The 13305-nt window shown below is 53.2% G+C and carries 11 protein-coding genes; 8 read left to right on the plus strand and 3 right to left on the minus strand.

All coding sequences use genetic code 11. The features are described from left to right. Window positions 1–4: 4 nt before the first annotated feature. The 4 genes from GVJ63_RS16530 (at window position 5) to GVJ63_RS16545 (ending at window position 5719) form a co-directional block, all read left to right on the plus strand. Window positions 5–1612, plus strand: a complete 1608-nt coding sequence (locus tag GVJ63_RS16530) for an EAL domain-containing protein (RefSeq protein ID WP_159227129.1) — start codon at window positions 5–7, stop codon at window positions 1610–1612. 424 nt (window positions 1613–2036) lie between these two features. Beyond that, on the plus strand, window positions 2037–3542 hold the full coding sequence (gene proP, locus GVJ63_RS16535; protein ID WP_010253365.1) for a glycine betaine/L-proline transporter ProP: 1506 nt from the start codon (window positions 2037–2039) through the stop codon (window positions 3540–3542). A gap of 127 nt (window positions 3543–3669) precedes the next feature. Continuing rightward, window positions 3670–4647, plus strand: a complete 978-nt coding sequence (hemB, locus tag GVJ63_RS16540) for a porphobilinogen synthase (protein WP_010671515.1) — start codon at window positions 3670–3672, stop codon at window positions 4645–4647. Window positions 4648–4750: 103 nt separating this feature from the next. Then, entirely contained in the window at window positions 4751–5719 is a 969-nt protein-coding gene (locus GVJ63_RS16545) for a diguanylate cyclase (protein ID WP_010671514.1), read from the plus strand. A gap of 26 nt (window positions 5720–5745) precedes the next feature. On the opposite strand, the gene GVJ63_RS16550 is transcribed toward GVJ63_RS16545, so the two are convergent. After that, window positions 5746–6768, minus strand: a complete 1023-nt coding sequence (locus GVJ63_RS16550) for an alpha/beta fold hydrolase (protein ID WP_159227130.1) — start codon at window positions 6766–6768, stop codon at window positions 5746–5748. Window positions 6769–7112: 344 nt separating this feature from the next. Here GVJ63_RS16550 and GVJ63_RS16555 point away from each other — a divergent pair, with 344 nt between their 5' ends. Next, window positions 7113–7613 (plus strand): helix-turn-helix domain-containing protein, encoded by a 501-nt coding sequence (locus GVJ63_RS16555; RefSeq protein ID WP_064691023.1) that lies wholly within the window; start codon window positions 7113–7115, stop codon window positions 7611–7613. Here GVJ63_RS16555 and GVJ63_RS16560 read toward each other — a convergent pair whose 3' ends face one another. Further along, complete coding sequence (locus GVJ63_RS16560; RefSeq protein ID WP_022623997.1) at window positions 7614–8273, minus strand: epoxyqueuosine reductase QueH; 660 nt, start codon at window positions 8271–8273, stop codon at window positions 7614–7616. It abuts the gene before it with no gap. A 271-nt stretch (window positions 8274–8544) separates the two neighbouring features. Here GVJ63_RS16560 and GVJ63_RS16565 point away from each other — a divergent pair, with 271 nt between their 5' ends. Next, the gene (locus GVJ63_RS16565; protein WP_010253379.1) at window positions 8545–9933 is read left to right on the plus strand and encodes a sugar porter family MFS transporter; all 1389 of its coding nucleotides are present in this window, start codon (window positions 8545–8547) and stop codon (window positions 9931–9933) included. A 15-nt stretch (window positions 9934–9948) separates the two neighbouring features. Here GVJ63_RS16565 and GVJ63_RS16570 read toward each other — a convergent pair whose 3' ends face one another. Beyond that, on the minus strand, window positions 9949–10626 hold the full coding sequence (locus tag GVJ63_RS16570) for an SDR family oxidoreductase (protein WP_022623996.1): 678 nt from the start codon (window positions 10624–10626) through the stop codon (window positions 9949–9951). 228 nt (window positions 10627–10854) lie between these two features. Between GVJ63_RS16570 and GVJ63_RS16575 the strand changes: the two genes are divergently transcribed. Beyond that, the gene (locus tag GVJ63_RS16575) at window positions 10855–11874 is read left to right on the plus strand and encodes a LacI family DNA-binding transcriptional regulator (RefSeq protein WP_033773085.1); all 1020 of its coding nucleotides are present in this window, start codon (window positions 10855–10857) and stop codon (window positions 11872–11874) included. Window positions 11875–12217: 343 nt separating this feature from the next. Then, the gene (locus tag GVJ63_RS16580; RefSeq protein WP_010671510.1) at window positions 12218–13300 is read left to right on the plus strand and encodes a type I restriction endonuclease; all 1083 of its coding nucleotides are present in this window, start codon (window positions 12218–12220) and stop codon (window positions 13298–13300) included. Window positions 13301–13305 lie beyond the last annotated feature (5 nt).

Raw genomic sequence — 13305 nt, forward strand, 5'->3', positions numbered from 1 at the left:
AGCGGTGCCGCTACTGAAACGAAAACGCGACTACGCCAGGCTGGTGATTATTATTTCCGGCGTGCTGCCTCTGATTATTGGCATTTTTTTCACCGCCCTGGATGCGCGCCACACCGTGTATCAGCAGCAGGTCACCGCGGCGAATACGCTGTTATCTCAGGCTGAAAGAATGAGCGACAGCGCCTGGGATATGATTACCGTGCTGCGCCAGTTTCATCATCAGCCCTGCAGCCAGATTGAAAACCAGTTGCAGCGCATTGGCTCGCTAAACCCCTATTTTCGTGCGATCGGTAAAATGGAGCAGGATCACATCGCCTGCTCGTCGGTGTATGGTTCACGCCCAGGCCTGCTGAAAGAGATGATCATGCGCGACGCGCCGGTTACCGGAAAAGCCTGGTGGAGTCTGTCCATTGCCGGGACATCGGGCGTACCGAATCGTCCGGCCGTGATTTTTATGCGCGATCTGCCCGATGGCGAGGGATTCTGGGCAGTGATTGATGGCCAGTATCTGATCGATTTTATGCGCGCGATCAGCAGCAGCCATCTCTATCATTTCAGCATGACGTTCAGCGGCGGCGCGCCGATCTCGTTTGGCGATCCACACATCGCCGCGTCCAGCTGGTTTGAACCCATGATTTATCAGGCTATCTCCCATCGCTATCCGCTCTCTGTCACCCTCATTGCCTCACCCTCTGAACTGATCTCGGCCTGGCGTCAGGTGATGTTTATCATCATGCCGATGGCCGCTATCTTCTCTATTCTGCTGATGATGCTGATGGCGAACTGGCTGAAACGGCGTATTTCATGGCGCGATGAGATTCGCCGGGCCATCACCAGCGGCCAGTTCAGGGCGCACTATCAGCCGGTCTATGACAACCGGCTGCAACGCTGCAGCGGCGCTGAAGCCCTGCTGCGCTGGACAACGCCCGACGGGAAAGGCGTGCGGCCAGATATTTTTATCGGCGCAGCAGAAGCGGAAGGCATGATTGTGCCGCTGACCCGCCATCTGCTCGATTTAATTGCAGAGGATGTGCAGGCGTGGCAGGTTGAGCCCCATTTCCACCTGGCCATTAACGTGGCGGCGGATCATCTGCAGCATCCTGACTTTGTCGACGATATGCTGCAGTTTGCCGAACGGATCAAAGATAAGCAGTTCCTGATTACCCTGGAGCTGACCGAACGCAGCCTGATCAAAGATGGCGCTGAGGTGGCACGCAAGCTGGAGCAGTTACGTGGTTGCGGAATGAAGGTCGCGATTGATGATTTTGGGACCGGTCACTGTTCGCTGAGCTATTTACAGACCTTCACGATAGATTATCTGAAAATCGATCGCGGCTTTATCAACGCGATTGAATCCCTGGAGGGCAGAACGCCGGTGCTGGACGCCATTATCCAGCTCAGCCATGAGCTTGAGCTGGAGGTGCTGGGAGAAGGCGTTGAGACCGCGTTACAGTTCAGCTATCTGCAACGGCGCGGCGTGGTCTTTATCCAGGGCTATTATTATGCCCGCCCGATGGACAACACGGCGCTGGTTGCCTGGCTGACCGATCGGGGCGAACAGCCGATTGAACGGGAGCTGGCTCTTCAGACCCGGCAGGAACCCGACGTCTGAACCAGAGCAGATGGCAGCTGAACCGCCAGTCGAGCCACATTCACTCATCTTTCTGCTCTCCGCCCTGTGATGCAAAGCGGATAGCCGCTTCCGGTGCCAGCATGCCTCGTAACTTCCCCCTCTTTGACCCTGTTTTGCTGAAAAAAACGGCGGTCGTCACGCTCAGTGATAATTTTTTTGCGGTTGCAAACAGCTCTATTTGTTGTAAAAACAGGCCGGATGTAGCCCAAACATGACAGATATCACACAAAAACGGTATACTCTGTCGCTGTTCGCAATAATCACAACAGTAATTATTGTGTCTGCCGGCGCATAAACAGTGCTTATTTACGGCTATGCTTAAATTTCTCAACGCAGCGGTCTGAACGACTCACACCCGGCTCGCGCCGTTGAGGACTTTCGTGTTCCAATACAGGGTAATTCTATGAAATTGCGTAGGAAGCGTGTAAAACCAATTGGGATCGATGATGTGACTATCATCGATGATACCCGTTTACGTAAAGCCATCACCGCGGCCTCTCTGGGCAACGCGATGGAGTGGTTCGACTTCGGTGTTTACGGCTTTGTGGCCTATGCGCTGGGTAAGGTCTTTTTCCCGGACGTTTCACCGGGCGTTCAGATGATAGCGGCGCTCGCCACTTTCTCTGTTCCTTTCCTGATTCGCCCGTTGGGTGGACTGTTCTTCGGTATGCTGGGCGACAAATATGGTCGTCAGAAAATCCTCTCCATCACCATCATCATCATGTCGGTCAGTACTTTCTGTATCGGCCTGATACCGTCCTACGCCTCCATCGGCATCTGGGCACCTATTCTGCTGCTGTTAGCGAAGATGGCTCAGGGCTTCTCGGTGGGCGGTGAATATACCGGCGCCTCAATCTTTGTGGCCGAATATTCGCCTGACCGTAAACGCGGCTTTATGGGAAGCTGGCTCGACTTTGGTTCGATTGCGGGCTTCGTGCTCGGTGCGGGCCTGGTGGTGCTGATTTCCTCCATTATCGGAGAAGAGAGTTTCCTTGAGTGGGGCTGGCGTCTGCCGTTCTTCGTCGCGCTGCCGCTGGGAATTATCGGTCTTTACCTGCGTCATGCGCTGGAAGAGACCCCGGCATTCCAGCAGCACGTGGACAAACTGGAACAGGGCGACCGCGAAGGCCTGCAGGATGGTCCACAGGTATCGTTTAAAGAGATTGCGACCAAACACTGGCGCAGCCTGCTCTCCTGTGTCGGTCTGGTTATCGCCACTAACGTCACCTACTACATGTTGCTGACGTACATGCCGAGCTACCTGTCACATAACCTGCACTACAGCGAAGACCACGGTGTGATGATTATCATCGCCATCATGATCGGTATGCTGTTTGTCCAGCCAATGATCGGCATGATGAGTGACCGTTTCGGCCGTCGTCCGTTTGTCATCATCGGCAGTATCGCCCTGATGATCTTCGCGATTCCTGCCTTTATGATGATCAACAGTGGCGTACTGGGGCTGATTTTTGGTGGTCTGCTGCTGCTGGCAGTGATCCTCAACGCCTTTACTGGCGTGATGGCCTCTTCACTGCCTGCGATGTTCCCGACGCACATCCGCTACAGTGCGCTGGCGAGTGCGTTTAACATCTCGGTACTGGTTGCCGGTCTGACGCCAACGCTGGCTGCCTGGCTGGTAGAAACGACCAATAACCTCTACATGCCAGCCTACTATCTGATGGTGGTGGCAGTGATTGGTCTGATTACCGGTCTGTACATGAAAGAAACTGCCAATAAGCCCCTGAAAGGCGCGACACCGGCGGCTTCTGATATGGAAGAAGCGCGCGAAATCCTGCAGGAACATCACGATAACATCGAGCACAAAATCGAAGATATCGACGAAGAGATCTCCCGTCTGGAAGCGAAACGTAAAAACCTGGTGCAACAGCATCCGGATATCAACGAGTAATCGTTCTGCTCTCCCGCCGCCCGGCGGGAGAGTTCTTTTCCCCTCTCCTGACCGCACACAAACCTTCATCCCTCGCGGGCAAAGGGAGTAAACTGTTGTCACTTTTTTCACCTGCGTAAGAATGAAAATGTCTGATTATTCCCTTATCCAGCGCCCAAGAAGATTGCGCGCCAGCGCCTCAATGCGTGAAATGTTCCAGGAGTCCTCACTGAGCCTGAACGATCTGGCTCTGCCCATCTTTGTTGAAGAAGAAGTCGACGATTACAAAGCGATTCAGGCGATGCCTGGCGTGATGCGTATTCCGGAAAAACGTCTCGCCTATGAAATTGAGCGCATCGCCAAAGCGGGTATCCGCTCGGTGATGACCTTCGGTATTTCGCACCACACCGATGCCACCGGCAGCGATGCCTGGAACGAGAACGGTCTGGTGGCACGTATGTCCCGCATCTGCAAAGATACCGTGCCAGAAATGATCGTGATGTCTGACACCTGCTTCTGTGAATACACCAGCCACGGCCACTGTGGCGTGTTGTGTGATCACGGCGTCGATAACGATGCAACCCTGGAAAACCTGGGTAAGCAGGCCGTCGTTGCCGCCGCAGCCGGTGCGGATTTCATCGCCCCGTCAGCGGCGATGGATGGTCAGGTTGAGGCGATTCGCCGGGCACTGGACGCGGCGGGCTTCACTCAGACCGCCATCATGTCCTACTCCACCAAATTCGCCTCCTCGTTTTACGGCCCGTTCCGTGAAGCGGCCGGAACGGCGCTGAAAGGCGACCGTAAAACCTACCAGATGAACCCGATGAACCGCCGTGAAGCGATCCGTGAATCGCTGCTCGACGCGGCGCAGGGCGCGGATTCACTGATGGTGAAACCGGCAGGTGCTTATCTGGATATCCTGCGCGATATCCGTGAACGTACCGAATTGCCGCTGGCGGCTTATCAGGTGAGTGGTGAATACGCGATGATCAAATTTGCCGCTCAGGCTGGTGCCATTGATGAACGCAATGTGGTGCTGGAAAGCCTGGGTGCGATTAAACGCGCCGGTGCAGACCTGATTTTCAGCTATTTCGCCCTTGATCTCGCCGAACAAAAAGTGCTCTGATCCCCTCCTTATAAAGAGCGTGATGGCTATGTCACGCTCTTCTTCTTCGCCGTAAGGCAAACACCAGAACCTGGCTTGAGCTAAAAAAACAAAGGGCTCTGTGATGAAAGCACCTGAAATCGCTGCCGACGAGGCACAACGTTTATCGCAGTTGCGTGCGCTGAACATAATGAACACCCCAGCGGAAGAACGATTTGATCGTTTAACCCGTCTGGCGCGCCGCCTGTATGACGTTCCTATCGCGTTAGTCAGCCTGCTGGAAGCTGACCATCAGTGGTTTAAATCCGCTCAGGGCTATGAACCCGCAGGATCGCCCCGCGACATCTCGTTTTGCGGTCATGCCATCCTGCAGGATGAGATCATGATCGTTGAAGATGCCGCAGAAGATGAACGTTTTTATGATAATCCGCTGGTTACCGGCGAACCGCATATCCGCTTTTATGCCGGCTGTCCGCTGCGGGCACCGGGCGGCGCTAAAATGGGTACCCTCTGTATCATTGGTCGTGAACCGCGTCAGTTTAATGAAGAGGATCAGGCCACGATGCGCGACCTGGCCGCCATGGCCGAAGCGGAACTGGTCGCCTTTCAGACTGCCACCTGTGATGAACTGACGCAGATCACCAATCGTCGCGGCTTTATGACGCTGGGACAGATGGTGCTGAACGAGTGCCGGCTGAAAAACCGGCCCGCCTGCCTGACCTTTCTCGATCTCGACAAATTTAAGCAGATTAATGACTCGCTGGGCCACCGTGAAGGCGACCGCGCGCTGATGGACTTTGCCGATGCGATGAAAGTGGTGTTCAAGCATTCGGATCTGTTTGCCCGTCTGGGTGGCGATGAGTTTGTGGTGCTGTTTAATGGTCTGCAGCAGCAGCAGAGCGAAGCGCTGCTGCTGCAGTTTGACCGTTATCTGCAACAGCAATCAGTCAGTCTGAACCGCCGTTACCGCCTGCAATTCTCGTCCGGCGTCGTGGAGTTTGACGCGGCGCATCCGCAATCGCTGGAGCAGTTGCTGCACGACAGCGATGAGCAGATGTACCTCAGTAAAAAGCAGAAACGCGTGGCGATCTAAGGTCAGGCGCCGCAGCGCCTGACGGTTCAGGGACGCGCCAGATCGTCGAGCAGCGTCTGGTTAAATTTTGCCGGCTCTTCCATTTGCGGCGCGTGTCCCATACCGGGGAATTCGATTAAGCACGCCCCCGGAATGCGTTTTGCGACCTCTTTCCCCAGTACCGCGTAATCACCCAGCCGGGCTTTCACCTCTGCCGGAGCGATATCACTGCCGATGGCAGTCGTGTCTGAGGTGCCGATCATCAGCGTGGTGGGCACTTTCAGATCGCCGAATTCATAAAATACGGGCTGCGTGAAGATCATGTCGTAGATTAAGGCGGAGTTCCACGCCACCTTCTGGTGGCCCGGCCCACTGTTGAGTCCGGCCAGCATATCAACCCACTTGTCATATTCGGGTTTCCAGCGACCGACATAGTAGGTCTGCTGCTCATACTTCTTAATGCCCTCTGCGCTGAGTTTGAGTTCGCGCTGATACCACTGATCTATGGATCGCCACGGTGCGCCTTTGGCTTTCCAGTCCTCCAGCCCGATCGGGTTAACCAGCACCAGCTTCTGTGTCTGTTCCGGGTACATCAGCGCATAACGTGTTGCCAGCATCCCGCCAGTGGAGTGACCCATAATCAACGCCTTCTTCACACCCAGCCGGGTGAGCAACTGATGGGTGTTATCTGCCAGCTGCTGAAAACTGTACTGGTAACTGGCTGGCTTAGTGGAGCTGCAGAAGCCAATCTGGTCGGGCGCGATAACGCGATATCCCTGCTGACTGAGTGCCCGAATGGTCTCTTCCCAGGTCGCGCCACAGAAGTTTTTACCGTGCATCAGCACCACGGTTTCGCCGTTGGCCCGTTGCGCCGGTTTCACATCCATATAGCCCATACTCAGCGATTGCTGCTGGGATTTAAAATCAAAATGCTGCAGCGGATAGGGGTATTGAAATCCTTCCAGCTGTTCGCCATACACACCAGCGGCACTGGCAGGTGCATGAGCAAATAACGCCAGCGAGGTGAGCAAGGCGGCAAGCGGTTTTTTCAGCGCGTATGTCGGGCTCATCCGGGGGGGTCTCCAGGTTAAAGGTGAGCCGTAAGCCTGGCATGTCGCAGCCAAAAATCTATTGATGTGCCGTGCTATAGCCGTGATTACAGAGATTCCGGCAAGGTAAACCGTGAGTCTGGCTGCGGACTCACGGCTCATTTTGATTATTGTCCCGCGGAACCACTTATTCATTCACCTACAATTACCAACAGATTAATCACAATTCATCTTTTTTATTAATAACACCCCCTCAAATGAATATCTTCAGAGATAACGATTAAAATCCTGAAAAATCTTTACGCAAAGAATAAGCACATTAAGATAAATATTTTAGAATCTTCTTAAATCAAACAGGGGGTTCTATGAACGAAAATAAATATAACGAAAGCGTGATCGTCTCTATCACTGAGTGGATTAATAATAATCTGGATCAGCGTTTAAGCGTTGATGATATTGCAGAAAAGGCGGGTTACTCTAAGTGGTATTTACAGAAACTTTTTGCCCGTTATCATAATGAAACCCTGGCGCGATATATTCGTAAGAAAAAGCTTAACGCCAGTGTTCATGATTTAAAAAACAGCCGCACGCCCATCATCAGCCTGGCGCTGAAATACCATTTTGAAAGCCAGCAATCCTTTACCCGATCTTTTAAGCAGATTATGGGTTGCACGCCGAGCGTCTGCCGTAAACGTCTGATGAAGGACGAGGCAAAGCAGCAGCTGGCCGACGTTGATGATCCCTGTGCGCTGTGCAGTTACGGTCGGGCGGAAAGGATAAAGCAGAGCTGTGGCGTAACAGTCCGGCCTGTTACGCGCTCAGCGCGTGGATATGCGCCATCAGACGCTTTCCGCGAAATAGGTTAATCAGGATTCATCCGGCTGATAATATTGCACACCAATCTGAATACGCTCACGTCCCTGGGTGACGCGATGACGATTGGTGTCGCGCAGTGAATAGACACAGCCACAATATTCCTGCTGATAGAAACTCTCGCGCTTGCTGATTTCAATCATGCGCGATGACCCACCACCTTTACGCCAGTTAAAATCCCAGTACATCAGATCCGGATACGCCGCCGCTGCGCGGACTCCGCAGCTGTTAATCTGCTTCATATCTTTCCAGCGCGAAATACCCAGGCAACTGGTCATCACCGGAAAGCCGTTCTCATGGGCATAGAGTGCCGTACGTTCAAAGCGCATATCAAAGCACATGGTGCAGCGTTCACCCCGTTCCGGTGACCACTCCAGGCCGCGCGCCCGCTCAAACCAGTTATCCCGGTCATAGTCCGCATCAATAAACGGCACACCAAATTTTTCGGCAAAGCGAATATTCTCCTCTTTACGCAGCTCATACTCTTTGAGTGGATGAATATTCGGGTTGTAGAAATAGATCGTGTATTCAATGCCGGATGCCAGCATCGCTTCCATCACCTCACCCGAGCAGGGTGCGCAACAGGAGTGCAGCAGGACTTTTTTATGACCGCCCGGCAGAGGCAGCGGCTGACGCTGGAAAGGTTCAGACATAAGCACCTTCAATCAATAGCAGTAAAGCGGCAGTGTAATGCCGCAGGCGGGCAGTTGCAAAACCTGACCCGACGCGCCCTGTTTTGCGTAATCGTGCCCCGGCCGCGGTTTCCCTCTCCTGAACCAACCCGCTGATCTCTGATGCTTTCTTATCGCGGCAATGCTGTGTGGCACCGGTGATAGCCGGAAGTGTGATCGCCCCCACACTGGCATCGACTATGTTTACATAACATTAACAATATTGACACAGAAACCCCGCAAGGAGACTCGCATGGTCGCGGCAAAAAAATCGGGAAATCAACAGAACCGCTTTACCTGGTTCGTCTGTTTTATGGCTGCGCTGTCCGGCCTGCTGTTTGGTCTGGATATCGGCGTCATTGCAGGTGCCTTGCCGTTTCTGGCGAAGGATTTGCAGATCACTAACCATCAGCAGGAGTGGGTAGTGAGTTCGATGATGTTTGGCGCGGCGCTGGGCGCACTAGCGGCGGGCTGGATGTCATCAAAGCTGGGACGCAAGAAAAGTATGCTGGCGGGGGCGACGCTGTTTGTCATTGGCTCGCTGTGGTCAGCCTTCTCACCGGATGTGGAGTCGCTGGTCTGTGCCCGCGTGATGCTGGGTCTGGCGGTGGGAATCGCCTCTTACACCGCGCCACTCTATCTGGCGGAGATTGCGCCTGAACGTATTCGTGGCTCAATGATTTCGATGTACCAGCTGATGCTGACCACCGGCATTGTCGTGGCCTATCTCTCCGACACCGCGTTCAGCTACAGCGGTAACTGGCGCGGGATGCTCGGCGTGATCGCCATTCCGGCGGTGATCCTGTTTATCGGCGTGCTGTTTCTGCCCAACAGTCCGCGCTGGCTGGCGGCGCACGGACGCTTTAACGAGGCGCAGCGGGTGCTGGATCGGCTGCGTAACAGCAGCGAACAGGCCCGGGAGGAGCTGGAAGAGATCCGGGAAAGCCTGCAGGTGAAGCAGCGCGGCTGGTCGCTGTTCCGTTCTAATGGCAATTTCCGCCGCGCGGTGTGGCTGGGTATGCTGCTACAGGTTATGCAGCAGTTTACCGGCATGAATGTGGTGATGTATTACGCGCCTAAAATCTTCAACATCGCCGGCTTCTCCAGCACCAGTGAGCAGATGTGGGGCACGGTGATTGTCGGGCTGGTTAATATGCTGGCCACGCTGATTGCGATCTTCTTTGTCGATCGCTGGGGTCGCAAGCCGATGCTCACCACCAGTTTTCTGGTGATGGCGGTTGGCATGGGCGTGCTGGGAACGCTATTGCACATCGGCGTTGAAACAGATTTCCGCAAATACTTTGCTGTCGCGATGCTGCTGATGTTTATCGTCGGCTTTGCGATGGCGGCCGGACCGGTGATCTGGCTGCTCTGTTCAGAGATTCAGCCACTGAAAGGGCGCGATTTCGGCATTACCGCCTCCACCACCACTAACTGGGTCGGCAATATGATTGTTGGCGCCACCTTCCTGACCATGCTGGATCAGCTGGGTAATGCCAACACCTTCTGGTTCTACGGCGCACTCAACCTGGTGTTTATCGTGCTGACGCTGATGCTGGTGCCGGAGACCAAACATGTGACGCTGGAGCACATTGAACGCAATCTGATGAAGGGTAAAGCGCTGCGTGACATCGGGGCGTAACCGCCCCGCTTCAGCCTACCACTGCAGTTGCTGGCCGGCGTAATCGACATAGTGATGACCACCGCGACCGCGCCACTGGATCAGCTGCTGGACGATACCGGCGGCACTCTCTTCTGCCGTCAGGGGCGCACTCTCGCCGCCCATATCCGTTTTCACCCAGCCGGGATGCAGCGTCAGCAGCGTCCCGCTCTGCGCTTCCACTGCCGGAGTCAGCGTGCGGCTCAGCATATTCAGTGCGGCTTTGCTGGCCGAGTAAATCGGCATCTGCGCCTCCGGATTTTCATTCAGGCTGCCGAGCTGAGATGAGGTCAGCGCCAGCACGCCTTCCTGTTTCAGCAGCGGCAACAGGATCTCTGCGCTGCGAACCGGGGCTATCGCATTGGTCAGGAACAGTTGCGCCAGCACCTGATCGTCACTCTGCGACACTTTCTGGTGCGCAGGCCCGGAAATCCCGGCGTTAATCAGAATCGCATCGAACGACTTGCCACTAAGCTGACTGGCAAACTGTTGAACCGCTGATGAGTGAGTCATATCCAGCGAATGCCAGTGAATGTCTGGCCGGTTACCCTGCTCCGGGATGCCACTGCGATGCGTGGCCGTAACCTGCCAGCCCTCATCGGCAAAGGCCTGTGCCACCGCGAGACCGATACCGCGTGAAGCACCAATAATCAGAACCTCTTTTTGCTGAGCCATATTCATTCCTCGTTGATTGTCTCGTCACAAGCTTAACGGTAAATCTGCCCAGGCAGCGGCCAGTTGTGCTTTTTAGCCAGACGACCGCACTGCAGGTAAAACCCCACGGCGTAGCGCTGTTGATGGTTTTCCATCATTAAATCGCTTTATCTTTTACTTTTAACCGGTTAGAAGAGATAAACAGTCTGGCAGGCAGCAGTCAATTTGCCATTTTCGCATGGAGTCTGAATGAAAAAGCTCACCTTAGAGGTGGTGGCAAAAATGGCAGGCGTCGGGATTGCGACGGTCGATCGGGTGCTGAATGAGCGCGGCGGTGTCTCCCTGGAGACCAGCCGCAAAGTCCTGAAAGCCGCGCGCGAAGTGGGGCTGAAGCGTCTGCTGCCAGAGGAGTACCAGCATCCGTGGCAGATTGAGGTGTTCCTCAGCAATAACGGCTCATCCTTTTTTCAACAGCTCACCACCCATTTCAGCGAGGTCGCCAGCCAGCTTGGCTATCGCCGCCTGAAACTACACAAAACCCTGGTGGCCGAAGCGCAGCCTGAGCAGCTGGCGCAAAGCATTATCGCCCGCAGCAGCACCCGCGACGGCATCATTGTTTTTGCGCATGACTCGCCGCCCATCTATCGGGCACTGGCGCTGTGCCGCAGCCGCAATGTGCCGGTGATCACCATCGTCACCGATCTGCCCGATGCCGACCGCTTGTGTCATGTTGGTATCGACCAGTATCAGGCGGGACGCACAGCCGGACTGCTGATGAGTAAGACAGTGAATCAGCCCGGCGACATTATGATGGTCAGTGGCCGTTTTGATTACCGCGCCCATCGTCAGCGCATCGCGGGATTTCGTGAGGCCATGGAGCAGCGCGCGCCGCAGCGTCATCTGCGTGAAGTGCTGTCGGGTCAGGATCAGCGGGAAACCATTCGCAGTGAACTGGCTCGCCATCTGCGTCCGTCGCAGGCGATTGCAGGGGTCTATAACACCGGGATGGGGAATAGTGATGTCAGCGACACCCTGCGCGCCCACCAGTTGCTGGGTAAATGCACCTACATCACCCATGAGCTTTATGATGTCACCCGCCAGCTACTGCTGAACGATGAAGTGGCCTTTACCCTGGATCAGCATGCTCAGCAGCATGCCCGTTTAGCGATTGATCTGATGCTGAGTCATCTCGAAACCGGCTATCAGCCGGATGTCTATCAGGCGGGCAAAGTGGCCTTTCGGCTGTTTACGGCGGAAAATATGGTGTGAGGTGGGCCATATTCAGGGGAGTGATCGCCTGATAACCGAGTCAGCGTTGTCTGGCGAATACGTGATGTGGCTGGTTAAAATTCAAAATCAGCCTTTTAAAGTGAATTTTTTTGAAAAAAAACCTTTCTAAACGATCACGAAATAGCCAATTACCTTTTTTTCTGATAATTTTTTCTTACTTTATCCTGAATTGAAGGAACAATTCAAAATGGTGCCAATCAATTAACCAATTGATTGGCATCGTAAAAATATAAAAAACGACCTCTTGCATTCCGGAAGCTTCATTACCTCAGCTAATGAAGTTAAACACTATGGCTAAGAAGAACTAAAAACAGGGTGAGCTATGGATATTTTCAATAACCTCAATGGTCTTTCCGCTAAGATTCAGCAGCAAGCAGCAATTATTCAGACAGAAGAAGCCACTAAAAGCGCGTTTGTTATGCCCTTCATCAGTCAGATACTGGGATATGATGTATTTGACCCGACTGAAGTCATACCTGAATTCATTTGTGATGTCGGCACAAAAAAAGGTGAGAAGATTGATTACGCCATTTCTAAAGGCGGAGAGATTCAGATCCTGATTGAATGCAAAAAGATTGGCGAACCGTTAAATGTTAAACACGCTTCGCAACTCTTCCGTTACTTCCATGTGACTAACGCGCGAATTTCCATTTTAACAAATGGCCAGCTCTATAAATTTTTTACCGATCTGGATGCGCCGAACAAAATGGATGAAAAGCCATTTTTAGAACTGGATTTGCTGGATATTGATGAACACGTGGTTCCAGAGCTGGTTAAGCTCACCAAAAGTGCTTTTGATGTTGATTCGATTGTCAGTGCAGCTGGTGAACTTAAATTTATCAGCCAGATAAAGAAGATGATTTCCAGTCAGTTCAGTGAACCCGATGAGGACTTCGTTAAACTTTTTGCCTCACGTGTATATGACGGCATACTCACGCAGAAAGTCAGAGAGCAATTCTCTGTACTGACTAAAAAAGCTGCTACTCAGTGGCTAAATGATCAGGTGAATGAAAGACTCAAATCCGCGATCAGCGGTGGAGCGATGGTTTCGCCACAACCTAATAACGAGGATTCGGCAAAAAGCAGCAGTGACAAGAACGAGGCTGAAAGCGGCATGATTGTCACTACAGAAATGGAGATAGAAGGGTTTCACATCATAAAATCAATAATCCGAAAAGTTATTGAACCTCAGCGTATCACTTTCCGGGATACTCAAAGTTATCTTGGTATTTTAATCGATGACAACAATCGTAAGCCAATTTGTCGACTTCACTTCAATCGCAGTCAGCTATATATCGGGATGTTTGATGGCGAGAAAAAAGAGACTCGCCATCCGATTACATCACTCAACGATATCTACAACTTCACAGATCTGTTAAGGGATGCAGCGAAGCAATATTGTTGATAGCC

It is taken from the genome of Pantoea sp. 18059, from assembly GCF_902706165.1.
In the GTDB taxonomy this organism is placed as follows: Bacteria; Pseudomonadota; Gammaproteobacteria; order Enterobacterales; family Enterobacteriaceae; genus Pantoea; species Pantoea agglomerans.